At 71.1% G+C, this 23,420-nt stretch carries 20 protein-coding genes; 11 read left to right on the forward strand and 9 right to left on the reverse strand.

Going from position 1 to position 23,420, the window contains the following annotated elements:
* Nucleotides 1–29 precede the first annotated feature (29 nt).
* Together ASF40_RS19375 and ASF40_RS19380 are read right to left on the reverse strand one after the other, a co-directional pair.
* Complete coding sequence (locus ASF40_RS19375; RefSeq protein ID WP_056372223.1) at nt 30–1,451, reverse strand: aspartate aminotransferase family protein; 1,422 nt, start codon at nt 1,449–1,451, stop codon at nt 30–32.
* Between the two features lie 248 nt (nt 1,452–1,699).
* Nucleotides 1,700–2,698 carry a LacI family DNA-binding transcriptional regulator gene (locus ASF40_RS19380; protein ID WP_235560296.1) on the reverse strand — a complete coding sequence of 333 codons (999 nt, stop codon included), beginning with the start codon at nt 2,696–2,698 and terminating at the stop codon, nt 1,700–1,702.
* Nucleotides 2,699–2,773: 75 nt separating this feature from the next.
* On the opposite strand from ASF40_RS19380, the gene ASF40_RS19385 reads away from it, so the two are divergent.
* The 3 genes from ASF40_RS19385 to ASF40_RS19395 are packed head-to-tail and all read left to right on the forward strand — an operon-like array spanning nt 2,774 to nt 5,753.
* Nucleotides 2,774–3,988: a Gfo/Idh/MocA family protein gene (locus ASF40_RS19385; RefSeq protein WP_056372227.1), complete on the forward strand. Its 1,215-nt coding sequence runs from the start codon at nt 2,774–2,776 to the stop codon at nt 3,986–3,988.
* Nucleotides 3,985–4,677, forward strand: coding sequence for a ThuA domain-containing protein (locus ASF40_RS19390; RefSeq protein WP_056372229.1), 693 nt, complete (start codon nt 3,985–3,987; stop codon nt 4,675–4,677). The genes ASF40_RS19385 and ASF40_RS19390 overlap by 4 nt, the downstream gene beginning before the upstream one ends.
* A complete protein-coding gene (locus ASF40_RS19395; protein ID WP_056372395.1) occupies nt 4,674–5,753 on the forward strand; it encodes a Gfo/Idh/MocA family protein in 1,080 nt (359 codons plus the stop codon). Before ASF40_RS19390 ends, ASF40_RS19395 begins: the two co-directional genes overlap by 4 nt.
* Before the next feature lie 194 nt (nt 5,754–5,947).
* Here ASF40_RS19395 and ASF40_RS19400 read toward each other — a convergent pair whose 3' ends face one another.
* Genes ASF40_RS19400 through ASF40_RS19415 form a run of 4 tightly spaced genes read right to left on the reverse strand, consistent with a single transcriptional unit; the run spans nt 5,948 to nt 11,446 of the window.
* On the reverse strand, nt 5,948–8,245 hold the full coding sequence (locus ASF40_RS19400) for a glycoside hydrolase family 3 N-terminal domain-containing protein (protein WP_056372231.1): 2,298 nt from the start codon (nt 8,243–8,245) through the stop codon (nt 5,948–5,950).
* Nucleotides 8,242–9,126, reverse strand: coding sequence for a carbohydrate ABC transporter permease (locus ASF40_RS19405; RefSeq protein ID WP_056372232.1), 885 nt, complete (start codon nt 9,124–9,126; stop codon nt 8,242–8,244). Before ASF40_RS19405 ends, ASF40_RS19400 begins: the two co-directional genes overlap by 4 nt.
* On the reverse strand, nt 9,123–10,148 hold the full coding sequence (locus ASF40_RS19410) for a carbohydrate ABC transporter permease (RefSeq protein WP_056372233.1): 1,026 nt from the start codon (nt 10,146–10,148) through the stop codon (nt 9,123–9,125). Before ASF40_RS19410 ends, ASF40_RS19405 begins: the two co-directional genes overlap by 4 nt.
* An 11-nt stretch (nt 10,149–10,159) precedes the next feature.
* A complete protein-coding gene (locus tag ASF40_RS19415) occupies nt 10,160–11,446 on the reverse strand; it encodes an ABC transporter substrate-binding protein (protein ID WP_056372234.1) in 1,287 nt (428 codons plus the stop codon).
* A 171-nt stretch (nt 11,447–11,617) separates the two neighbouring features.
* Between ASF40_RS19415 and ASF40_RS19420 the strand changes: the two genes are divergently transcribed.
* A complete protein-coding gene (locus ASF40_RS19420; RefSeq protein WP_056372236.1) occupies nt 11,618–12,613 on the forward strand; it encodes a LacI family DNA-binding transcriptional regulator in 996 nt (331 codons plus the stop codon).
* A gap of 1 nt (nt 12,614) precedes the next feature.
* Here ASF40_RS19420 and ASF40_RS19425 read toward each other — a convergent pair whose 3' ends face one another.
* Both ASF40_RS19425 and ASF40_RS19430 read right to left on the reverse strand, forming a co-directional pair.
* Nucleotides 12,615–13,784 carry an ROK family transcriptional regulator gene (locus ASF40_RS19425; RefSeq protein ID WP_056372238.1) on the reverse strand — a complete coding sequence of 390 codons (1,170 nt, stop codon included), beginning with the start codon at nt 13,782–13,784 and terminating at the stop codon, nt 12,615–12,617.
* 85 nt (nt 13,785–13,869) lie between these two features.
* A complete protein-coding gene (locus ASF40_RS19430; RefSeq protein ID WP_157549830.1) occupies nt 13,870–14,193 on the reverse strand; it encodes a hypothetical protein in 324 nt (107 codons plus the stop codon).
* Nucleotides 14,194–14,529: 336 nt separating this feature from the next.
* On the opposite strand from ASF40_RS19430, the gene xylA reads away from it, so the two are divergent.
* From xylA to ASF40_RS19465, 7 genes are all read left to right on the forward strand, one after another.
* Complete coding sequence (gene xylA, locus ASF40_RS19435) at nt 14,530–15,720, forward strand: xylose isomerase (RefSeq protein WP_056372240.1); 1,191 nt, start codon at nt 14,530–14,532, stop codon at nt 15,718–15,720.
* 166 nt (nt 15,721–15,886) lie between these two features.
* On the forward strand, nt 15,887–17,191 hold the full coding sequence (xylB, locus tag ASF40_RS19440; protein ID WP_056372242.1) for a xylulokinase: 1,305 nt from the start codon (nt 15,887–15,889) through the stop codon (nt 17,189–17,191).
* A 496-nt stretch (nt 17,192–17,687) separates the two neighbouring features.
* Entirely contained in the window at nt 17,688–17,984 is a 297-nt protein-coding gene (locus ASF40_RS19445) for a hypothetical protein (RefSeq protein WP_056372244.1), read from the forward strand.
* Nucleotides 17,985–18,002: 18 nt separating this feature from the next.
* On the forward strand, nt 18,003–19,625 hold the full coding sequence (locus ASF40_RS19450; protein ID WP_056372246.1) for a helix-turn-helix transcriptional regulator: 1,623 nt from the start codon (nt 18,003–18,005) through the stop codon (nt 19,623–19,625).
* A 127-nt stretch (nt 19,626–19,752) separates the two neighbouring features.
* The gene (locus tag ASF40_RS19455; protein ID WP_056372399.1) at nt 19,753–20,850 is read left to right on the forward strand and encodes an SAM-dependent methyltransferase; all 1,098 of its coding nucleotides are present in this window, start codon (nt 19,753–19,755) and stop codon (nt 20,848–20,850) included.
* Between the two features lie 184 nt (nt 20,851–21,034).
* The gene (locus tag ASF40_RS19460) at nt 21,035–21,874 is read left to right on the forward strand and encodes a hypothetical protein (protein WP_056372251.1); all 840 of its coding nucleotides are present in this window, start codon (nt 21,035–21,037) and stop codon (nt 21,872–21,874) included.
* 104 nt (nt 21,875–21,978) lie between these two features.
* Complete coding sequence (locus ASF40_RS19465) at nt 21,979–22,776, forward strand: GTP pyrophosphokinase (protein WP_056372252.1); 798 nt, start codon at nt 21,979–21,981, stop codon at nt 22,774–22,776.
* On the opposite strand, the gene ASF40_RS19470 is transcribed toward ASF40_RS19465, so the two are convergent.
* A complete protein-coding gene (locus ASF40_RS19470; RefSeq protein WP_056372253.1) occupies nt 22,773–23,381 on the reverse strand; it encodes a TetR/AcrR family transcriptional regulator in 609 nt (202 codons plus the stop codon). The genes ASF40_RS19465 and ASF40_RS19470 overlap by 4 nt on opposite strands.
* Nucleotides 23,382–23,420 lie beyond the last annotated feature (39 nt).

The raw sequence follows: 23,420 nt of genomic DNA on the forward strand, positions 1-23,420 counted from the left end.
TAACGCGCGCAGACCGCCGCTGACGCGGGTCAGAGTCGCGTCCACGCCTCCGTCAGGACGCTGCGCAGGATCTGCTCGATCTCGTCGAACTCCTTCGGCCCGATCGTCAGGGGCGGGGCGAGCTGGATGACGGGGTCGCCGCGGTCGTCGGCGCGGCAGTAGAGGCCGGCGTCGAACAGCGCCTTCGACAGGAACCCGCGCAGCAGCCGCTCGGACTCGTCGTCGTCGAAGGTCTCCTTCGTCGCCTTGTCCTTCACCAGTTCGATGCCGAAGAAGTACCCGTCGCCGCGCACATCGCCGACGATCGGCAGGTCGGAGAGCTTCTCGAGGGTGGAGCGGAACAGCGGCGAGTTCTCGCGCACGTGCTCGTTGAGACCCTCCTCCTCGAAGATGTCGAGATTCTCGAGCGCGACGGCGGCCGAGACCGGGTGACCGCCGAAGGTGTAACCGTGGTAGAACGCGCGGTCGCCGTGGGCGAAGGGCTCGTAGATCTTGTCGCTCACGATGGTGGCGCCGATCGGCGAGTAGCCGCTGGTCATCGCCTTCGCGCACGTGATCATGTCGGGCACGTAGCCGTACGCATCGCACGCGAACATGTGCCCGATGCGGCCGAAGGCGCAGATGACCTCGTCCGACACGAGCAGCACGTCGTACTTGTCGCAGATCTGGCGCACGCGCTGGAAGTATCCGGGAGGCGGCGGGAAGCAGCCGCCCGAGTTCTGCACGGGCTCGAGGAAGACGGCGGCGACGGTGTCGGGCCCTTCGAAGAGGATCATCTCCTCGATGCGGTCGGCGGCCCAGACGCCGAACTCCTCGAGGCTGCCGGACGGCGCACCCATGTCGTCGGCGCGGTAGAAGTTGGTGTTCGGCACGCGGAAGCCGCCCGGGGTGACCGGCTCGAACATCGACTTCATGGCGGGGATGCCGGTGATCGCGAGCGCACCCTGGGGCGTGCCGTGGTAGGCCACCGAGCGCGAGATCACCTTGTGCTTGGTGGGCTGGCCCTGGATCTTCCAGTAGTACTTCGCGAGCTTGAAGGCGGTCTCGACGGCCTCGCCGCCGCCGGTGGAGAAGAACACCTTGTTGAGGCCCCGGGGCGCGTAGTCGGCGAGGCGGTCCGCGAGCTCGATCGCGGCGGGGTGCGCGTACGACCAGATCGGGAAGAAGGCGAGCTGCTCGGCCTGCTTCGCGGCGACCTCGGCGAGGCGCTTGCGGCCGTGTCCCGCGGCGACGACGAACAGGCCGGCGAGCCCGTCGATGTACTGCTTGCCGCGCGAGTCCCAGATGTGGTGGCCCTCGCCCTTGACGATGATCGGGACCCCCGGTCCGTCGGTCATCACCGACTGGCGGGCGAAGTGCATCCACAGGTGGTCTTTGGCCATCTGCTGCAGCTCCGCCTCACTCCTCGCGGGGCGGTTGGTGCGGGCCTGGGATTCGGTCGTGATCGACATGTGGAGCCTTCCGTCAGACTGGTCCCACGCTACTCGCGTGCCCCGCGCGCCGACATGCGACGTTTCGTCCGGTTCGGATGCCGCGGCCACCGGTCCGTCCGGACGCTCGGGCCCCCGGCATCCGTCCCCTCGGCGCACAGAATCGGATCCGCTCCTGCGGACCCGCATGGCGACACGCCGCGAAGCGGCGGCCGCCACCGGCGTGTCGGGGGTCGTCTCCGCAGGTGCGGATCCGACGCTGTGCTCGCTCAGGTCGAGCCGCGCTCGATGAGCTGCGTCGGCAGGACGATCGGCGACGGCGCAAGCGCCGCGCCGGCTGCGGCATCGGCCAGGGCTGTCACGGCGGCCGCGGCCATCTCGCGGATCGGCTGCCGCACGGTCGTCAGGGGCGGCGTCAGCCACCGCGCGCCGCGCAGGTCGTCGAAGCCCACGACGAGCACGTCGTCGGGGATGCGGCGCCCGGTCGCCGCGGCCGCGGCGTAAACGCCGGCGGCCATCTCGTCGGTGCACGCGAAGACCCCGAGCCGTTCGCCGGCGCGCAGGCCGCGCAGCAGAGGCAGCGCCGCCTCGCGCGCGGCCGCTCCGCCCCAATCCGCCTGCACGGCGGCGAGGTCGGCACCGGGGGCGGCCAGGCGCAGCCCTTCGCGGAAGCCCGCGTTCCGCGCGCGGCCGTAGCGGTATGGCGGCGATCCGAGCACGATCGCGAACCGCGTCGCGCCCCGCTCCGCGAGGTGGGTCGCCGCCCCGAACGCGCCGTCGCGGTCGGTCGTGCGCACGCTGGTGAGCCCTCGGGAGGTCTCGGCCTGCGGATCCATCAGCACGACCGGGATCTCCGCATCCGTGATCGCGGCCAATTGCGACGCGGTCGGCGAGATGAGACCGAGCACCACACCGGCCGAGCCGCGCCGGCGGATGCGCATGGGCCAGTCGTCGTCGGGCGTGTCGCGCTCCTCGGTGAGCACGAGGTCGTAGCCCGCGGCGGCGGCGGCGCTGCGCGCGCCGGCGGTCACCTCGTCGGAGTAGGCGTTGTGGTACGAGCCGAGCACGAGGTCGACGAGGCGCGCCGCGCCGGCGGGGCGCCCACCGGCCGACGGATCGCGGGTGTACCCCAGCGCACGCGCCGCCGCCAGCACGCGGCGCCGCGTCGCAGGAGCGAGGTCGCCGCGGCCCGACAGCGCCCTCGACGCGGTGCCGACGCTCACTCCGGCTTCGGTCGCGACGTCGACGAGGGTCACTCGGGCTGGCACCCGACCAGTTTTGCGCAAGATCCTCGACCGAGACCAGAGCCGATGGCATCGTCGGTTCCGGAAAGGGCCACCACGATGACGACGACGACGTCTCCGCTGCGGATCGCGCTGATCGGCACCGGCTTCATGGGCCGCATGCACACGCAGGCCTGGCGCACCGCGCCGCACTTCTTCGACCTTCCGCTCGCGCCGCAGCGGGTGCTGCTCGTCGGGCATCGCCCCGACGCCACGGCCGAGGCCGCCGCGCGCTGGGAGTGGCCCGAGCACGGCATCGACTGGCGCGAAGCCGTCGCGCGCGACGACATCGACGCGATCGACATCTGCACCCCCGGCGACACCCACGCCGAGATCGCGCTCGCGGCGCTCGCCGCCGGCAAGCACGTCCTGTGCGAGAAGCCGCTCGCGAACTCGGTCGCCGAGGCGCAGGAGATGACGGATGCCGCGGCTGCCGCATCCGCTCAGTCCGGCGCGGTCGCGATGTGCGGCTTCAGCTACCGCCGCACACCGGCGCTCGCGCTCGCCCGCCGGCTCATCGAGGAGGGGCGCATCGGCGAGATCCGGCACGTCCGCGCGCAGTACCTGCAGGACTGGCTGAGCGATCCGGACTCGCCCCACACGTGGCGGCTCGACCGCGACCGCGCGGGCTCCGGCGCCCTCGGCGACATCGGCGCGCACAGCATCGACACCGCCCAGTGGCTCGCCGGTCAGCGCATCGAGGCGGTGTCGGCCACCATGCACACGTTCGTCACGTCCCGGCCCCGGCGCTCGGCGGTCGAGGGCCTCGGCGGGGTCGCCGCCGACACGACCGACCGGCTGCCGGTGACCGTGGACGACGCCGCGGCCTTCACGGCGCGCTTCGACGGCGGCGCGCTCGGCGTCTTCGAGGCGACGCGGATGGCGACCGGCCGCCGCAACGCCAACCGCATCGAGATCAACGGCGACCGCGGCGCGATCGCCTTCGACTTCGAGCGCATGAACGAGCTCGAGGTGTACGACGCCGCGGCCGATGCCGCGCAGGGCTTCCGGCGCGTGCAGGTGACCGAGGCGCAGCATCCGTATGCCGGAGCATGGTGGCCCGCAGGGCACGGGCTCGGCTACGAGCACCTGTTCGCGCACCAGGCCGTCGACTTCGTCCGCGCGGTCGCCGGCGAGATCCCGGTGTCGCCGAGCTTCGCCGACGCCACCCAGGTGCAGCGCGTGCTCGCCGCCGTCGAGCAGAGCGCCGCGCACGACAGCATCCTCACGCCGGTCGCATCCGCCGCCGCCGACCCCGAAGGGACCCCCGCATGACCCGCACCGCCCTCGTCGTCCGCGGCGGATGGGACGGCCACCATCCGGTCGAGGCGACCGACCTCTTCCTGCCGTTCCTCCGCGACAGCGGGTTCGACGTCACCGTCGAAGACGACCCCGAGGTCTACGCCGACGCCGACCGCATGGCGGCCACCGACCTCGTGCTGCAGTCCGTGACCATGTCGCAGGCGTCGCACGAGGCGATCCGAGGCCTTCGCGACGCCGTCGCCGCCGGCACCGGCCTCGCCGGCTGGCACGGCGGCATCGCCGACTCGTTCCGCGCGAGCTCGGACTACCTGCAGCTCGTGGGCGGCCAGTTCGCGACGCACCCGTCGAAGCACCCCGACGAGGTGCACGGCGACCAGACCGACAACTACCTCGACTACATGGTCGAGATCACCGAGCTCGGCCGCTCGCACGACATCACGGCCGGCATCGACGACTTCACGCTCACCACCGAGCAGTACTGGGTGCTGCACGACGACCTCATCGATGTGCTGGCGACGACGACGCACCCCGTGCAGCCGTACCACCCGTGGCACCGTCCCATCGTCTCTCCGGCGGTCTGGACGCGGGACTGGGGCCAGGGTCGGGTGTTCGTGGCCACGCCCGGTCACTCTCCCGAGGTGCTGCAGGACGCGAACGTCCGCACGATCGTCGAACGGGGGATGCTGTGGGCCGCGCGGTGACCGACATCGGGATCGTCGGGCTCGGCGTCATCTCCCGCCAGTACCTCGACACCCTGCTTCCGGCGTCGGGTGTGCGCATCGCGGCCGTCGCCGACCTCGACCTCCCGCGTGCCGAAGCGGCCGCCGAGGCGATCCCGGGCTGCCGCGCGCTCACGACCGCCGAGCTGCTCTCGGATCCCGGCATCCGCACCGTCCTCAACCTCACGATCCCGGCCGCACACGCCGAGGTCGCGCTCGCCGCCATCGCGCACGGCAAGGACGTCTACGGTGAGAAGCCGCTCGCGGCGACCTTCGCGGACGCTGCGCGGATCACGGATGCCGCGGCCGCCGCGGGCGTCCGCGTCGGAGGCGCGCCCGACACGGTGCTCGGCACCGGCGTGCAGACCGCGCGGGCCGCGATCGACGGCGGGCGCATCGGCCGGCCCGTGTCGGCGTCGGCGATGTGGATCTCGGCGGGCCACGAGTCGTGGCATCCGCAGCCCGACTTCTACTACCGCGAGGGCGGCGGGCCGCTCCTGGACATGGGGCCGTACTACGTGACGTCGCTCGTTCAGCTGCTCGGGCCCGTCACCGCGGTGTCGGGCGCCGGATCGCGGTCGCGCGACGCGCGCGTGATCGGCTCGGGCCCGCGGGCGGGCGAGAGCGTGCCGGTCGAGGTCGACACGCACCTCACCGGCATCCTGCACCACGCGTCGGGCGCGATCTCGACCGTCACGATGAGCTTCGACGGTGTCCGCTCAACGGCGGCGCCGATCGAGGTGCACGGCGTCGACGGATCGCTCATCGTGCCCGACCCGAACAACTTCGCCGGCGACGTGCAGCTGCATGCGCGCGGCGGGTCGTGGGAGACGCTCCAGCCCTCGGCCGGGTACGTCGACTCCGGGCGCGGGATCGGCCTGCTGGACCTGGTCGCGGGCGAGGGCCGTGCGAGCGGGGCGATGGCCCTTCACGTGCTCGAGATCATGACGGCGCTCGCCGCGTCCGCGGCCTCAGGTGTGCGCGAGTCCCTGCGCTCCACGGTCGAGCGTCCTGCGCTCGTGCCGTTGACACCCGCCGAGGCGTGGCGGAGCCTCTGAGGCCGAACCTGCGCGGCGGGTCGCGGCATCCGTCCTCCTCCCTGCGTGCTTCGACAGGTCAACCGGGGTTCTGCAGGAGCGAAGTGCGAGGTTTCGTCCTGTGGAGGGCCGGTTGACCTGTCGAGCGGGGGCGGATTGCGGACGTCAACCCAGACGAAGTGCCCCGAGTGCTGCACGCACTCGGGGCCCTTCTTTCAACGGGGGGCGGGGACCAGGGCCGAGACCGTGGCCGTCGCCACTCGAGGCTCGTCAGCGGTGATCGCGTGCACGTGTCCGACGAGCTCGATCCGGGTCTCGGTGTCGCGTTCGGCGCACGATCCTCCCACCCACAGATCGATGGCGCCGGGCTCCACGATCCGGTGGCCTTCTCGTCCGGTGAACGCCAGCCGTGAGGTCGGCACGGAGAACGTGACGGTCGCCGACTCCCCAGGAGCCAGGGAGACCCGCTGGTACGCGAGCAGCTGTGCGACGGGGCGGGTGACCGAGCCGACGATGTCCCGGGCGTAGAGCTGCACGACATCGGTGCCTGCGCGATCGCCCACGTTCGACAGCCGCACCTGCGCGGTGATCGTGCCGTCGGTGGCGGCATCCGAAGCGGTCAGATCGTCTCGGGCGAACGAGGTGTACGTCAGCCCGAAGCCGAACGGTCTCGCCGGCGTGTTGTCGGCGCTCGTGATGTCGGTCGGACCCCCGAGCCGGGGGTGCAGATACGTGTACGGCTGTGCGCCCGCGGACCGGGGCAGCGAGACCGGCAGCCGACCGGACGGCTCGGCAGCGCCCGAGATGATCCGCGCGATCGCGGGTCCGCCTTCCTCTCCCGGGAAGAACGCCTGCAGCACCGCCGCGGCAGCGGTGCTGCCGTCGAGCATCCAGCCGATCGCGTACGGGCGTCCCGAGACGATCACCACGACGGTCGGGGTGCCCGTGGCGACCACGGCCTCGACGAGCCGGCGCTGCACACCGGGAAGCTCCAGATCGTCCACGTCGTTGCCCTCGCCGACGGTGCCGCGTCCGAACAGACCGGCGCGGTCGCCCACGACGACGATCGCGACATCGGCGTCCGCCGCCGAGCGGGCGGCGGCGGCGATGCCGCGCTCGTCGTCGCCTTCGACGTCGCAGCCCTGTTCGAGCACGATGGCCGCATCGCGGAACTCCGCGCGCAGTGACTCCGCGACGGTCGGGATCTCGAAGCCCAGGGGCGTGCCGGGGTGGTGCGCCAGCACGTGATTGGCGAACGAGTAGCAGCCCATGAGCGACTCTGCGGCGTCGGCGTTGGGGCCGATGAGCGCGATGCTGCGCGGCGCCGTCAGCGGGAGCACGCCGTCGTTGCCGAGGAGGACGACCGACTCCTCGGCCGTCCTGCGAGCGAGGTCGCGAAGCTCCGGGCCGTCGAGCGCCACCTGTGTCGGCGGCGACGAGAAGTCCTCGTCGAGGAGGCCGAGCTCCTCCTTCTGCGAGAGCACGCGGAGCACCGCGCGATCCACATCGGCGCGTCCCTGAGCGCTCGAGCCGAGGAGCGCCCGCAGCGGCGCGACGAACGCGTCGCCCGTGGGCAGCTCGACGTCGATCCCGGCCCGCAGCGCCAGCAACGCCGCCTCGCCGGGGTCGGCGGCGATCCCGTGCAGCGCGTGGAGGAATGCGACCGAGAAGTAGTCGGCCACGACGGTGCCGTCGAATCCCCACTCGTCGCGCAGGAGCGCGGTGAGCAGCTCGGGGTTCGATGCGACGGGAACACCGTCGATCTCGGCGTACGAGTTCATCACCGACCGCACCCCGCCGTCGCGGACCGCCATCTCGAACGGTGGGAGCATGACGTCCTGCAGCCGGCGGCGCCCCATGTGCACGGGCGCGTGGTTGCGGCCGGCCTGCGATGCGGAATAGCCGGCGAAGTGCTTCAGGGTGGCGTGCACACCGGCCGATTGCAGTCCCTTGACGTACGCGGTGCCGATCGTGCCGACGACGTACGGGTCCTCCGAGATGCATTCGTCGACACGACCCCATCGCGGGTCCATGATCACGTCGAGCACCGGCGCGAGGCCCTGGTGGATTCCGAGCTCGGCCATGGAGCGGCCGATCGCCGCGCCGAGCTGTTCGGTGAGCTCGGGGTCGAAGGCCGCGCCCCAGGCCAGCGGCGTCGGGAAGGTGGCCGCCTTCCACGCGGCGAGCCCCGTGAGGCACTCCTCGTGCACGATCGCGGGGATCCCGAGGCGGGTCTGCTCGCGAAGCCGCCGCTGCTCCGCCCAGAGCCACTCGGCGCGGGCGACCGGGTCGACCGGCCGCGTGCCGTACACGCGGGTGAGGTGCCCGATGCCGTTCGCGGTGGCGTCCTCGTAGCGCGTCGAGGTCACCATCTCGCCGGCCATCGGCGCGACGACCTCGTCTCCCTGGTCGACCCAGTACCCGACGAGCTGGGCGAGCTTCTCGTCGAGGGTCATCTGTGCGTGCAGCGCGAGCACGCGCTCCGAGACGGCGCGCAGTCCGTTGTCGCTCATCCCTTGACCGCTCCCGTCAGGCCGCCGACGATCCGCCGCTCGAAGAGGCTGAAGAACGCCAGCGCGGGGATCATCGACAGCGAGGTGAACGCCAGCACCTTCGCAGTGTCGACGGAGTACTGCGAAGAGAAGGCCTGCACGCCGAGGGGGAGCGTGAAGTTCGCGTTGTCGTTGAGGAGGTACAGCGGCAGCAGGTAGCTGTTCCAGCTCGCGATGAACGCGAGGATCCCGACGGTGATGACACCGGGCACGGCGAGGGGGACCACCATGCGCCAGAAGAAGCCGAGGCGGCTGCAACCGTCGATGAAGGCCGCTTCCTGGATCTCGTCGGGAATGGCCCGCAGGAACGGCACCAGGATGATGATCGTCGTCGGCAGGGCGAACGCGATCTGCGGGAGGATGACGCCGGCCAGTGTGTTGATGAGTCCCATGTCGCGCACCACGATGTACAGCGGCGTGATCGCGACGGTGATGGGGAACATGAGCCCGGCGGCGAAGAGCGCGTAGAGGGCGCCACGCCCGCGGAAGTGATAGCGGGCGAGGACGTAGCTGGCCATGAGGCCCAGCACGATGACTCCGCCCGTGGTGACCACGGCGACGACGGTCGAGTTGAGCACCAGCGTCCAGAACGTGCCTTCGGTGAGCACGTCGAAGTAGTTCGTGAACACCCACGGATCGGGCAGGCCCGCCGGGTTCGTCGTGATCTGCGAGTTCGAGCGGAAGCCGCCGAGGATGATGTAGATCACCGGCCCGAGCATCAGCGCGATCACGACGAGTGCGACGAAGTAGACGGCGGGCGTTCCGGCCCGCATGGGCTGACGCCGCGGGGCGTGCGGTGGCGTGGTCGCGACAGCGTCGGTCGCGACGGAGACGGCGGTCATCCGTCGTTCCTTTCGGTGAGTGCTCCCGCGGTGTCGCGGCGCAGGACGAAGCGCTGGTAGACGAGCGCGACGACGAGGGAGATGAGGAAGATGACGACGGCGACGGCATTGCCGTAGCCGAAGTTGCCGGCGTTGCGGCCGTTGGCCACCATGTACGTCGCCATCGTCGAGGTGCCGGCGACGGGTGCCACGTACTGCCCCCAGATGATGTAGACGAGGTCGAACAGCTGGAGCGCGCCGATGATCGACAGGAACGCCCAGATGCGCAGCGTCGGGCCGAGCAGCGGGATCGTGATGCGACGCTGGATCTGCCAATAGCTCGCGCCGTCGATGGCGGCCGCCTCGTACAGCTCCTCGGGGATGCCCTGCAGGCCCGCGAGGAAGAGGATGACGGCGAAGCCGACGTACTTCCACGTGAGAATCGCCATGAGCGTCCAGATCGCGATGCTGGGGTCGGCGAGCCAGTCACGGGTCAACTGGTCGAGGCCGAGATTCTCCAGCAGACCGTTGAGCGCACCGTTGGTGGCGAGCATCAGGCTGAAGCCGGTGCCGACGACGACCTCCGCGATCACGTACGGGACGAAGATCAGCACCCGGATGATCGACTGCCCGCGCATCCTGCGGTTGAGCAGGAGCGCCAGCAGCAGTGCCACCGGTCCCTGCAGGATGAGGGACATCACGACGATGAAGCCGTTGTGACCCAGCGCCTCTTGGAAGTCGGGGTCGGTGAGGATCGTGACGTAGTTCTTGAGGCCGATGAAGTCGGTCGGCGGGCCGTACCCGTGCCAGTTGAAGAAGCCGTAGTACGCCGCCATGATCACGGGGAAGATGACGAAGCCGACGAAGAAGATCAGTGCGGGTCCGACCAGCACGGCGATCTCCAGGCGGCCCGACCATCCGATCCCGCGGCGTCGGCGGCGCGGCGATGCCGGGGGCGGCGGCGTGTCGCCACCGCCCCCGGTGCGCTCCGCGCGATCCGTCTCCGGGCGATCGTCCGTACTCGGTGTCGCGCTCTTGTGCATGCGGGTGTTCCTTATCCCTTCGCGCCGGCCGAGTTGGCCGCAGCGATCATCTCGTCGGGCGTGCTCTGTCCGGCGAGCATGTCGACGACCGCCACGTTGAGTGCGTTGCCGACGTTCTGCCCGAGCACCGTGTCGAGCCACTGCGAGACGAACGGGGCCGCGTTGTAGGCCTCGAGGATCTGCTTCAGGTAGGGCTCGGTGACCTCGGCCTGTGCGGCCTGGTTCACGGGCGGCGAGTTGAACGCCTTGTAGTACGCGGTCTGCTGGTCGTCGGACGCGACGAAGTTGAGGAAGTCGACGCACTCCTTGGGTGCCTTCGCGGAGCACGAGTAGCCGTCGACGCCACCCATCATCGAGCCGGGCTCGCCCTTGCCGCCGGAGACCTCCGGGAAGGGGTACCACGCCAGGTCGGGGAGCGGCTTCTCGTCAGGGGTGAGCGAGGCGATCACGCCCGGGTCCCACGCGCCCATCAGCTCGCCACCGGCCTGGTGGTTCGCGACGAGGCCGGCCGAGCTGCCGGCGCCCTGCTGGGCGGAGGTGGTGAGGAAGCCGTCGTTGAACGGCTCGGTGGCGGCGAAATCGGCGAGGTCCTCGGCGGCCTTCAGCCAGCACGGGTCGCTGAAATCCTTCGAGTCGCCGGTCTCCTCGACCGTCTTCGGGGCGCACTCGCGCAGCGCGAACCAGTAGAACCAGTGCGCAGCCGGCCAGGCGTCCTTCGCGCCGAGGGCGAGCGGCGCCACGCCGGTCGCCTTCAGCTTGTCGTTCGCCGCGACGAGCTCGTCGATGGTCGTCGGGGTCTCGGTGACGCCCGCGGCGTCGTAGAGGTCCTGACTGTAGAAGATCCCGCCGGGAAGCACCGACAGGGGCATCGCCCACACCTTGTCCTGGTAGGTCTCGGCCTTGAACGAGCCCTCGGAGATGTTCTCCTTCGCCTCGCCCTCGATCTTCCCCGTCAGGTCCATCAGCTGACCCGCCTGGACCATCGCGGTCATCTTGCCGCCGCCGCGCTGCAGGAAGATGTCCGGCGGGTCGCCCGCGTTGAGCGAGGTCTGCAGCTTGCCGTCCATGTCCTCGTTCTGGATCGACTGCATCTTGATCGTGACGCCGGGGTTCTCCTTCTCGAACGCGGCGATGGCGTCCTTCCAGAACTGCTGGCCCGGGCCTGTCGTGGAGTTCTGCCACAGCGTCATCTCGACGTTGCCGTCGCTGCTGCTGCCGCCGCCGGCGCTGCAGCCGGCGAGCGCGAGCGCGCCGATGATGAGTGCTGCGGAACCCGCGAGGATCCTCTTGCGCATCATGTGATTCCCGTCTCTTCTTCGAGGAGCACCTCTGCTGCGAGGTGCTGGTGGTCGACGCGATCGGGTCGCGTACCGCCCGGCGTGCGGACCGGGCGAGAAAAGTGTCCTTTGACAACAAATAACTGTCAAACGTTTTCAATAACGGTTTCGATGCCGTTATGATTTCGAGACATGGCCCGTCGTCCCACGATCACCGACGTCGCCGCCGCAGCGGGCGTCTCGGTCGCAACCGTCTCGAAGGCGGTGAACGGTCGCTATGGCGTGGCCAGCGAGACGGTGGACAAGGTTCTCGCCGTCGTAGCCGAGCTCGGATACGAGTCGAGCCTGATCGCCAGCAGCATGCGATCGCGCAAGACGGGTGTCATCGGCGTGCTCGTCGCCGACTTCGAGCCCTTCAGTGCCGAGGTCCTGAAGGGCGTCGGCGAGGCGCTGCGCGAGTCGCGGTACGACCTGCTCGCCTACTCAGGGTCACACGGTGCCGCGGAGGGATGGGAGCGGCGGTCGCTGTCGCGCCTCAGCGGAACACTCATCGACGGCGCCATCATCGTCACCCCGACCGTCGTGAACGTCGGCGCTGAGGTGCCGGTCGTCGCCATCGACCCGCACACGGGTCCTGCCGATCTGCCGACCGTCGAGTGCGACAGTTTCGGAGGTGCGCTGCAGGCGACGCGGTACCTTATCGAGCTCGGTCACTCGCGCATCGGCTTCATCGCGGGTCGTCCGGACCTGCGCTCGTCGATCGCCCGCGACGCCGGCTATCGACGCGCACTCGCGGATGCGGGCATCCCCCTCGATCCGGCGCTGGTCGGCTCGGGGAGCTACCAGCAGGATGCCGTCCGCGTGGCCGCACTCGAGATGCTCCGCCGGCCCGACCGGCCGACCGCGGTCTTCGCCGCCAACGACATCTCCGGTCTGGAGATCGTCAGGGTGGCGTCCGAGCTCGGTATCGACATCCCCCGCGAGTTGTCGGTGATCGGCTTCGACGACGTCCCCGAGGCATCCAAGTCGACGCCCGCGCTGTCGACGGTGCGCCAGCCCATGCAGATGCTCGGCGCCGAGGCAGTCGGCATGCTCCTGGAGCTGATGGAGGGGAGCACACCCGCCGTCACGCATGTCAAGCTGCCGACGCGGCTCGTGCCCCGGGACACCACTGCCCCGCCGGCGTGAATCAGCTCCGCGCTGCGCCGCCAGGATCCCGGAGCAGCTCGGCGAAGGCGGCCTCGGCGGCCCCGATGAGGAGGCGATCCTCGGCCAGTGATGCGACACGGATGAGGAGATGCTCGCTGGTCGCCGACATCGTCTGCTCCTGGACCATGGTCCCGAGTCCCGGCACATCGACCGCGGCGATCGTCGCGAGGAAACCGCCGAGCACGACCACCGAGGGGTTCAGCGCGTTGACGGCGTTGGCGAGCGCCGTCGAGAGGATGCGGCGCTGCCGGGCGACCTCCTCGGCCGCGGTCGGGCCCGCTGCGGACACAGCCGCGGCGAGCGTCGGCTCGTCCGCCGCGTGAAGTCCGACGGCGGCGAGCAGCCGGGCTCGGCTGACCTCGTCCTCGAGCACGCCGTCGCCGGCGCGACGGTCGGTGGCCGACGCGATGCCGGGGCGATTCTGCCCGAACTCGCCGGTGTAGCCGCCGGCGCCGAGGAGCGGCTTGCCGTGCACGATCAGGCCGCCGCCGATGCCGCTCGCGCCGCCGTTGAGGTACACGACGTCATCGAAGCCGGCCGCGGCGCCGTAGAGATGCTCGGCGATCGCCCCCAGCGTCGCGTCGTTGCCCACGACGGTCGGCAGGCCGGTGGCCTCGGCGACGAGGTCGCGAACCGGCGCGTCCACCCAGCGCAGGTGGGGCGCGTTGCGGACGAGCCCGTCCGCTGCCCGCACGAGCCCCGGCACCGCGAGGCCGACACCGACGATGCGCGCGTGTGCGAGTTCGCCGGCGCGCCACGTCTCGACGCGCTCCGCGATGAGCCGTGCCGTCTCGTCCGGAGACAGCAGGCGGTCGAGTTCGATGCGCTCGCGGACCGGGATGCCGCGGTCCAGGCCGACGGCGGCGATCGTGAGCGCGTCGACCTCCGGGTTGGCGGCGATCGCCATCACACGTGCGTCGGCGGCGACCACCGGGGAGGGACGCCCCACCCGCCGGGATGGATCGGGCGCGCGTTCCACGACCAGCCCTTCGCGCACCAGTTCGGCCACCAGGTCCGCGATCGTCGATCGATTGAGGCCCGTGGCCTCGGTCAGTCGCGCGCGGGAGAGCGGTCCTTCGAGGTGCACCAGGCGCAGCAGCCGGGCCAGGTTGCGCTGACGCACGCCCTCGGCGGCCGTTGGATCGCTCACCGTCTCACTGTAGAGGGCGGCGCGGCGGCACTTCGAGATTTGTTGCGTGCGGCTTCAAACCGGTGTGACGGCGTGGAGTGGAGGATCAGGCGGACGGGCGTTCGGCACCGGCCGGGGAGATCGCGTCGACCGCCAGGGCGAAGTCGAGCGTCTGGAGCACTTCGACGGCCCGGTCGTAGCGAGGCCCGGCGAGGACGACGAACACGGCCCCGACGACATCGATGAAGCCGGCGGTCGCCCCGGCGGTGCTGACCTCGTAGCGATCGATGTCTATGCGCTCCCACCGGACGGCGGAGTCGTCGGGCGCCGGCGACTCCGGTCGCCGCGGCGCCAGTTCGTTCCGTGGCGGCAGGACGCGCGACCGCAGCGCGCCGCGTCTCACCGGTGAGGACGGCCTCTCGAGCACCATGGGGGAGGCTCCTCTCGTCGTGCCCTGATCCTGCGCCTCGCCTGCACTTTTCGCGCAGGGGGGTTGACGTGTTGGGATGGGCCGACCAGGGCTGACGCCGGCGTCCGCGCGACCGGATCGCGCTCCCGAGATCATTCTCCGCGCTCGGACCGGAACCGGGTGTTAAGGCCTGATGAACTTCCGGTCACAACCGGACACGCGTGGACCCGCGGCGTCATCTGATCATCGATTCGCGAGCCTGGAGGCGCCGTTCGCGCGGGAAGCGCCGTTCGTGGTGGACGCAGCATCCATTCTGGTATAGGTTGTCGGCAGCAACATTTATCGCGAAGGAGCGTCATGCCCACCCCCACCCGCGCCGACAAGTTCTCGTTCGGTCTCTGGACCATCGGCTACAACGGCACCGACCCCTTCGGCGGACCGACCCGCGATCACCTCGACGTCGTCCACGCCGTCGAGAAGCTCGCCGAGCTCGGCGCGTACGGACTCACCTTCCACGACGACGACCTGTTCGCCTTCGGATCGACGGATGCTGAGCGCCAGACCCAGATCGACCGCCTCAAGGGCGCGCTCGACGACACCGGCCTGATCATCCCGATGGTCACCACGAACCTGTTCTCGGCCCCCGTCTTCAAGGACGGCGGCTTCACGTCGAACGACCGCGACGTGCGTCGCTTCGCGCTGCGCAAGGTGTTCCGCCAGCTCGACCTCGGTGCCGAGCTCGGCGCCAAGACCTTCGTCATGTGGGGCGGCCGCGAGGGCGCCGAGTACGACTCCGCCAAGGACATCCGCGCCGCGCTCGAGCGCTACCGCGAGGCCGTCAACCTCCTGGGCGACTACGTCACCGACAAGGGCTACGACATCCGCTTCGCCATCGAGCCCAAGCCGAACGAACCCCGCGGCGACATCCTGCTGCCCACGCTCGGGCACGCGATCGCGTTCATCGACTCGCTCGAGCGCCCCGAGCTCGTCGGCCTCAACCCCGAGGTCGGCCACGAGCAGATGGCGGGCCTGAACTTCGCCGCCGGCATCGCGCAGGCGCTGTTCCACGGCAAGCTCTTCCACATCGACCTCAACGGCCAGCGCGGCATCAAGTACGACCAGGACCTCGTGTTCGGCCACGGCGACCTGCACAACGCGTTCGCGCTCGTCGACCTGCTCGAGAACGGCGGCCCCGGAGGCGTGCCCGCGTACGACGGCCCGCGCCACTTCGACTACAAGCCCTCGCGCACCGAGGACGAGACGGGCGTCTGGGACTCGGCCGCAGCGAACATGCGCACCTACCTGCTGCTCAAGGAGCGCGCCGCGGCCTTCCGCGCCGACCCCGAGGTGCAGGAGGCGCTCGCCGCCGCGAAGGTCGACGAGCTGTCGGTTCCGACGCTCAACCCGGGTGAGACGTACGACGACTTCCTCGCTGACCGCTCGGCGTATGAGGACTTCGACGCCGACGCGTACCTCGGCGGCAAGGGCTTCGGCTTCGTCCGCCTGCAGCAGCTCGCGACCGAGCACCTGCTCGGCGCCCGCGGCTGAAGCCATCCCACACCGACCGCGACGCCCGATCTGCCCGTCTCGATCGTGAGAAGACAGTCGCAGGACGAGACCCTGAGTGAATCCCAGGGTCTCGTCCCTCATCTGTCGTCTCACGGTCTGGGGCCGACGCCGTCGGAGCGCGATCGAACAGCGTGAAGGAGCGCACATGAGCCTCGTCATGGGGGTCGATTCGTCGACGCAGTCCTGCAAGGTCGTGATCGTGGATGCTGCGACCCAGGCGGTCGTCAGGCAGGGGCGTGCGTCGCACCCCGACGGCACGTCGGTCGACCCCGAGGCGTGGTGGAGCGCGCTGCAGGAGGCGATCGCCGACGCCGGAGGGATCGACGACGTCGAGGCCTGGGCGATCGGCGGGCAGCAGCACGGCATGGTGGCGCTCGACGCCGAGGGACGCGTCGTCCGCGACGCCCTGCTGTGGAACGACACCCGCTCGGCGCAGGCCGCGGCCGACCTCACGGTGCAGTTCGGCGCCGAGGAGCTCGCGCGGCGCACGGGCCTCGTGCCCGTGGCATCCTTCACGATCACGAAGCTCCGCTGGCTGCGCGACCACGAGCCCGAGCATGCGGCACGCGTGGCCGCCGTCGCCCTGCCGCACGACTGGCTGACCTGGCGGCTGCGCGGGTTCGGGCCTGCGGGCGGGTCGCCGCGCGGCCCCGAGCTCGACGAGCTCGTCACCGACCGCTCCGACGCCTCGGGGACGGGTTACTGGAACCCTGCCACCGGCGGCTACGACCACGAGCTGCTCATCGCCGCCCTCGGCCACGACGCCGCGCTGCCGCGCGTGCTCGGACCCGACGAATGGGTGACGGATGCCGCGGGCCGGCGCGTCGGCGGCGGCGCCGGCGACAACGCGGGCGCGGCCCTCGGGCTCGGGGCCGGTCCCGGAGACGTGGTCGTGTCGATCGGCACCAGCGGGACGGTGTTCGCGGTGAGCGAGGAGCGCACGATCGACCCCTCCGGCACAGTCGCGGGCTTCGCCGACTGCACGGGCCGGTTCCTGCCGCTCGTCGCGACGCTCAACGCGGCGCGCGTGCTCGACGCGATCGGGCGCGTGCTCGGCGTCGACCACGCCGAGCTGTCGCGGCTGGCTCTGTCCGCCCAGCCGGGCGCAGCGGGCCTGACGCTGGTGCCCTACTTCGAAGGCGAGCGCACCCCGAACCTCCCCGACGCCACCGCTTCGCTCACCGGCATGACGCTCGCCTCGACGACGCGCGAGAACCTCGCGCGTGCCGCAGTCGAGGGGATGCTCTCGGGGCTCGCCGCCGGGCTCGAAGCCCTCCGTGCACTCGGCGTGCCGCTCGAGCGCGCGCTGCTCGTCGGCGGTGGCGCGCAGTCCACGGCGGTGCGCGAGATCGCGCCCCTCGTGCTGGGCCTGCCGGTCGAGGTGCCCGAGCCCGGAGAGTACGTGGCTCTCGGCGCAGCGCGGCAGGCAGCATCCGTCCTCCCCTCCTGAGCTCTCCCGCTCTCGCGGGCGCGTCCGGGCTCTCTCCCACGCCCCGTCCATGTCCGGACTTCGCAGGTTCGGCGGCCCACAGCGATGGGAATCCCGGACGCCGGCTCGCGGGGAGTCTTTGCGGATCAGGCGAGATTCTCCGCGAAGTCCGGACTTCGCAGGTTCGCGGGTCTGAGGCTCTGCGATTCCTGGACCTCGCGGCTACCGGGCCCGAGACTCTCCGCGAAGTCCGGACTTCGCAGATTCGCGGGCCTGAGACTCTGCGATTCCTGGACCTCGCGGCTCCCGGGCCCGAGATTCTCGGCGAAGTCCGGACTTCGCAGATTCGCGGGCCTGAGACTCTGCGATTCCCGGACCTCGCGGCTCCCGGGGCAACGGGCGGAGAAAGCGTCCCGGCAGGACCGGACCCGCGCGGGCTGAATCGTGCAGGTGCGCCCGGCGGGAATGGGGAGAACTGCCGATGTATCGCCGGGGGCGGCATCCGTATCTTCCCTGTATGGATGCTGCGACGCTCGCCGGTGCGGTCTCGACCGTGCTGTTCGCCGCGGCCAACCTGCCGATGGTGCTGAAGGCCGTGCGCTCCGGCGACCTGCGCTCGTACAGCCTCAGCGCGCTCCTGATGGGCAACGTCGGCAACGCGGTCTACACCGTCTACGTGCTGAGTCTGCCGTTCGGGCCGATCTGGATCCTGCACGGCTTCTACCTCACGACGATGGCGATCATGCTCGTGCTGTACGGGGTGTCGGCGCACGCGCATCGGGTCGCGCAGCGACGACCGGACACGGCGCGATGACGGCGGTAGCATTCGGGCATGGCGGACACGGTCGCCGTGCTCGAACAGGCTCGGGCGGCATACCGGTCCGGTGACTGGGAGACGGCGCGGGAGGCGTTCGAGGGGGCCCGCCGCGACGCCGCGGCCACCGGTGCCGACCTGCGCGCGCTCGCGTCGTGCGAGTGGTGGCTCGGGCGGCAGAACGCCTGCCTCGGGCGCCTCGAGTCGGCCTTCCGTGTGCTCTCCGACGAGGGCGACGCGATGGGCGCGGCCGAAGCGGCGCTCGTCGTCGCGCTCGTGCGCCTGATCCGCGCCGAGATCACGGTCGGCACGGCGTGGGCGCGGCGCGCGCGGCGGATCCTCGCCGAGCTTCCGGACGGTCGTGGGCACGCGTACGAGGTGTACCTCACGGCGAGCATGGACCTCGACGGCACCGGCGCGCTGTGGCCTGCCGAGAGCGTGTCGCGCATGCGCGAGCTGGCCGACGCGCTGCGCAGGCCCGCGGTGTCCGCGTTGAGCGCGGTCGTGGCCGGGATGCACGCGATCCGGGCGGGGCGCACGGCCGAGGGGTTCGCGCAGCTCGACGAGGCGATGCTCTGCGTCGTGTCGGACGAACTCGAGCCGGAGTGGGCGGGCGATGTGCTGTGCACCACCATCCACGTGTGCCATGAGCTCGCCGATTTCCGCCGCATGGCCGACTGGACCCGCGCGACCGAGGCCTGGTGCGCCGCACGCGGCGCGCACGTCCTCTACGCCGGCGTCTGCCGCGTGCACCGACTCGAGCTCCAGTCCGCGAGCGGGGATTGGGATGCTGCGGAAGCGGCGCTCGAGCGCGCGTGCGAGGACCTCGGATCCGATCACCCCTGGATCGCCGGTGAGGGATGGAACCAGCTCGGCGAGATCCGGCGGCTCCGGGGGGACGCCGCCGGAGCACGCGAGGCCTACCGCCGTGCGAGCGAGGCGGGCATCGACCCGGTCCCGGGAGAGGCGCTGCTGGTGCTCGCGGACGGCGACACCGAGCGGGCCGCGGCGATGATCGCCGCTGCGCTCGAGCAGCGCGATCGCATGGGCCGCGCGCGGCTGCTGCGTCCGGGGATCGAGATCGCTCTCGCGGACGGGCGGCCCCGGGAGGCCGAGCGCCTGCTCGACGAGCTCGAGGACGACGCGCGCACCTTCGGCAGCGACGGGTTCCAGGCGTGGGCGGCCCACGGACGCGGGATGGTCCTGATCCAGGCGGGCGATGCCGCGGGCGCGGTGGGCCGGCTGCACGCCGCCCTCGACCTCTTCCGGCGCCTGGGGCAGCCCTGGGAGCAGGCGAACGTGCTCTGCTGGCTCGCCACCGCCCATGAGCTCCGCGGAGAGCCGGCGCTGGCCGCGCAGCTGCGGGAGCAGGCTGGCGCCATCTTCGAGCGCCTCGGCGCGCCACCGGTGGTCGTGCGATCCGCGGCTGCCGAAGACGGCGGCCCGCTGACCGCCAGGGAGCGCGAGATCGTCGAGCTCGTCGCGCAGGGCAGGGCCAACAGGCAGATCGCCGACGAGCTCTTCATCAGCGAGAAGACCGTGAGCCGGCACCTCGCGAACATCTACGTGAAGCTCGACGTCGGATCGCGCACCGCCGCCGCCGCATGGTGGCGCGAGCACGCGGGGAGGCTCGTTCGGTGATGGGTCCTGCATCGAATGGTGCAGACGCACCGGGCGGATCTGCGCGGTTCTGCGGACGTGGCGGCTCCCTCACGCTCCGTAGCGTCGGGGTCAGACACCAGACGGAGCACTCGTGAAGGAGAACAAGATGTCCACGACGACCACCGAGTCCGAGGTGACGACCGAGCCCGAGGCCACCGCGGCCTTCGCCGACCGGATCATGGATGCCACGCTCGGCTGGATGGACCTCATGGCCGTCCACCTCGGCTCGCAGCTCGGCTGGTACGCCGAGCTGTCGCGGGCCGACGGGCTCACCGCGGACGAACTCGCCGAGCGCACGCACACCGACGCCCGGTACGCCCGCGAGTGGCTCGAGCAGCAGTGCGCGACCGGCATCCTGCGCGCGGATGAGGACGCTGATCCCGCCGCTCGGAGGTTCCGCCTCGGTCCGGGTGTCGCCGAGGTGCTGCTCGACCGGGGAAGTCTGTCCTACCTCGAACCGCTCGCTCGTATGATGGCGGCCTCGGGAACCCAGATCGACGCCCTCCTCGACGCCTACCGCACCGGCGGCGGCGTCAGCTGGGAGCAGCTGGGCCGGCACGCTCGCGAGGCGCAGGCCGACATGAACCGGCCGTGGTTCGACGATCTGCCCGACCTCTTCGCGGGGATCGATCGGCTCGATGCCGTGCTCCGGCGCCCTGATGCCCGCATCGCAGACCTGGGCTTCGGCGGCGGCTGGTCCTCGATCGCCCTGGCGAAGGCGTACCCGCAGCTGCGCGTGGTCGGTCTCGACATCGACGAGGCCTCCGTCGAGGCGGCCCGGCACAACGCCGCTGAAGCCGGGGTCGCCGACCGCGTCGAGTTCCTGCTGTGCGACGCGGCGCTCGTCGCCGAGTACGGCCCGTTCGACGCCGTCTTCGCGTTCGAGTGCCTGCATGACATGCCGCATCCCGTGGAGGTGCTCTCGGCGGCGCGCGGCGCGGTGAGCGACGACGGCATGGTCGTCATCATGGATGAGGCCACCGAGGAACGCTTCGCCGCGAACGCGAGCGAGCTCGAACGACTGCTCTACGGATTCAGCCTCTTCGTCTGCCTGCCCGACGCCCGCTCGCACACACCGAGCGCCGGCACCGGCACGGTGATGCGCCCCTCGACCCTCCGCGGCTACGCGCGTTCGGCGGGGTGGTCCGACGTCCAGGTGCTGGTCCCCGAGTTCGGCCTCTGGCGCTTCTACGAGATCGTCTGACCCTGGCGGCCCCTCGCGAGCTCTTCGCGGCGGGGCTTCCGGGATCGCGATCCCGCGGCCTTCCGAACCGTTTGCAGGACCGCTCCGGATGCCGCGCGCCTCGGCCACCGCGGCAACGCGGCGTTGGTCGCGCTCGCCGCGGTCGGTCCTGAGAACGGTCGGGGCCATGGGACACAATGGGCGCATGGCCGACGCCGACGAACAGCTCGACGCGATCGCCGCGGAGCTGTACGCCCTCCCGCCGGCGGAGTTCACGGCCGCCCGCAACGCCCGTGCCGGGCTCGCGGCGCCGGCGCTCGCCAAGCGGCTCAAGGCGCTGCGCAAGCCCACCGTCTCGGCGTGGGCGGTCAACCTGCTCGCCCGCGACGGGCAGCTCGCCGACGCGGTGGAGCTGTCGACCGCCCTCCGCGAAGCTCAGGACGACCTCGACGCCGCCGAGCTGGCGCGCCTCGGCCGCCAGCGGCGTCAGCTGGTGGCCGCCCTCGCGAAGCAGGCGGTGGGGCTCGCGGAAGAGGCGGGCGGCACCCTGAGCACGGCCGCACGCGACGATGTCGAGAAGACGATCAATGCGGCGGTGATGGATGCCTCGGCCGCGGCCGCCGTCCTCACGGCCCGGCTCACCAAGCCCCTGGAGGCGGGCGACATCGACCCGGCCGCGCTCACCGACGCGGTGGGCGGGTCGCTCCCCGGAGCCGTGTCCGAACCCCCGCGCGACGACCTCGCCGAGCGCCGGGCCCGCAAGGCCGCGGAGAAGGCGGCGCGCGAGGCCGAGCGCCTCGCGAACGAGGCCGAGCGCGAGCTCGCGCGCATCGACGCGCGACGCGCGAAGGCGCAGGAGCGGGTCGACCACGTGCGGGAGCGCATCGACGACCTCCGCCGCGACCTCGCCGCGCTCGAAGCCGACGAGCGGGCGGCCGTGGAGAAGCTCGACGCTGTCGAGGACGAGCGGTCCGACGCGGCGGCGAAGGCCCAGGACGCCGCCCAGGCGAACGAGCGCGCCCAGCGCGCCCTCGACGACGCTTGACCCTCCTGTGGCGCCGAAGGCGCAGCTGGGCCCATGCGGCCGGAGGGGCCGTGGGGACCGTTCCTCACAGGACTCTCGTAGAACTGCCGCCTAACGTGAAAGGCATGGCGACTCCCGCACCTCTGGTGCCCGCGACGGCGTCCGACGAGGGTGAGATCACCGTCTCACCGAGCGAGCTCCGGGAGCTGCGGGACGAGCTGCAGCGCTTCATGATGGAGTACCGCTTCGGCCTGCAGGAGGTCGAGACGAAGATCGGCATCCTGCGCGACGAGTTCCTGCTGACGCACGACTACAACCCGATCGAGCATGTCTCGAGCCGCGTGAAATCGCCCGACAGCCTCGTCGAGAAGGTGCAGCGCAAGGGCATCGACGGGGACTTCGCCTCGATCCGCCGGAGCATCACCGACATCGCCGGCATCCGCATCACGTGCAGCTTCACCGCCGATGTGTACCGCCTCTTCGACCTGCTCACCGCCCAGGACGACGTGCGCGTGCTGCAGGTCAAGGACTACATCGCGTCGCCGAAGTCCAACGGCTACAAGAGCCTGCACGCGATCCTCGAGGTGCCGGTGTTCCTGTCGACGGGGCGTATCGAGGTGCCCGTCGAGGTGCAGTTCCGCACCATCGCGATGGACTTCTGGGCGAGCCTCGAGCACAAGATCTACTACAAGTACGCGACGCGCGTGCCCGACGAACTGCTCGAGAGCCTCAAGGACGCGGCCGAGACCGCCGCCGAACTCGACGCCCGGATGGAGCGTCTGCACCGGCAGATCCGAGGCGGCGGCGCGGGCCAGGTCGCTCCGGTCGCCGTCCGCGAGATCGCCGCCGTGCCCGCCCCTGTCGAGACGGCTCCGGATGCTGCGACCCGGCCCGTCGACGACCCCGGAGTGCGTCCCGTCTAAACGGGCGGAGGGGGTTCGCTCGCGAGGACGGCGGCCGCGCTCTCGAGGTACTCGTCGACCGCCCGCGGACCGAACACGGCACTGTTCGCGATGTAGCCCTGGGCCAGCGCCGCGATCGACCGGGCAGTCTCGGCGGCGAGGGAAGAGGCATCCGTCTCATCCGTGGTCTGCGTGCGCGTCCACGGTCCGATCGCGAGAGCGAGGGAAGCGCGCAGACGGCCCGCCGTCCGGAGCATCTCTTCGTGCAGGCCCGGCTCGACCATCGCCTCCCCCCAGAACTGCAGGATGAGCGAGGGCGAAAGCCCGACCTCGGCGAACATCGAGAGCATTCCCTCCAGCGCCTGGCGCGGCGTCACCACCGCGCCGCTCTGCCCGGCCGCCTCGAGGGCGTCGATGCGGGGGAGGAGGAACCGCCCGACGACGTAGCGCGCGAGCTCGGCCTTGTTGGAGAAGTGCGAGTAGATCGCGCCGGTCGACAGTCCGGACTCCTCCACGATGTCGGCGATCGATGTGTCGCGGACGCCGTTGCGCGCCAGCACGCGTAGCGCGGCGCGGGCGATCTCGTCGCGACGGGCTTCCCGGTACTCCTCCGAAACCTTCGGCATGGAAACAGAATAGCGATTCTGTTATCCTCGCAAAAAGAA

The organism is Microbacterium sp. Leaf288 (assembly GCF_001422925.1).
Taxonomy (GTDB): domain Bacteria; phylum Actinomycetota; class Actinomycetes; order Actinomycetales; family Microbacteriaceae; genus Microbacterium.

Coding starts and splice junctions, on each gene's coding strand:
- xylB (WP_056372242.1), top strand. CDS start 15,887: ATGAGCCTCGTCATGGGGGTCGATTCGTCGACGCAGTCCTGCAAGGTC.
- ASF40_RS19415 (WP_056372234.1), bottom strand. CDS start 11,446: ATGATGCGCAAGAGGATCCTCGCGGGTTCCGCAGCACTCATCATCGGC.
- ASF40_RS19455 (WP_056372399.1), top strand. CDS start 19,753: ATGTCCACGACGACCACCGAGTCCGAGGTGACGACCGAGCCCGAGGCC.
- ASF40_RS19460 (WP_056372251.1), top strand. CDS start 21,035: ATGGCCGACGCCGACGAACAGCTCGACGCGATCGCCGCGGAGCTGTAC.
- ASF40_RS19430 (WP_157549830.1), bottom strand. CDS start 14,193: ATGGTGCTCGAGAGGCCGTCCTCACCGGTGAGACGCGGCGCGCTGCGG.
- ASF40_RS19375 (WP_056372223.1), bottom strand. CDS start 1,451: ATGTCGATCACGACCGAATCCCAGGCCCGCACCAACCGCCCCGCGAGG.
- ASF40_RS19385 (WP_056372227.1), top strand. CDS start 2,774: ATGACGACGACGACGTCTCCGCTGCGGATCGCGCTGATCGGCACCGGC.
- ASF40_RS19390 (WP_056372229.1), top strand. CDS start 3,985: ATGACCCGCACCGCCCTCGTCGTCCGCGGCGGATGGGACGGCCACCAT.
- ASF40_RS19405 (WP_056372232.1), bottom strand. CDS start 9,126: ATGACCGCCGTCTCCGTCGCGACCGACGCTGTCGCGACCACGCCACCG.
- ASF40_RS19420 (WP_056372236.1), top strand. CDS start 11,618: ATGGCCCGTCGTCCCACGATCACCGACGTCGCCGCCGCAGCGGGCGTC.
- ASF40_RS19470 (WP_056372253.1), bottom strand. CDS start 23,381: ATGCCGAAGGTTTCGGAGGAGTACCGGGAAGCCCGTCGCGACGAGATC.
- ASF40_RS19465 (WP_056372252.1), top strand. CDS start 21,979: ATGGCGACTCCCGCACCTCTGGTGCCCGCGACGGCGTCCGACGAGGGT.
- xylA (WP_056372240.1), top strand. CDS start 14,530: ATGCCCACCCCCACCCGCGCCGACAAGTTCTCGTTCGGTCTCTGGACC.
- ASF40_RS19450 (WP_056372246.1), top strand. CDS start 18,003: ATGGCGGACACGGTCGCCGTGCTCGAACAGGCTCGGGCGGCATACCGG.
- ASF40_RS19400 (WP_056372231.1), bottom strand. CDS start 8,245: ATGAGCGACAACGGACTGCGCGCCGTCTCGGAGCGCGTGCTCGCGCTG.
- ASF40_RS19445 (WP_056372244.1), top strand. CDS start 17,688: ATGGATGCTGCGACGCTCGCCGGTGCGGTCTCGACCGTGCTGTTCGCC.
- ASF40_RS19410 (WP_056372233.1), bottom strand. CDS start 10,148: ATGCACAAGAGCGCGACACCGAGTACGGACGATCGCCCGGAGACGGAT.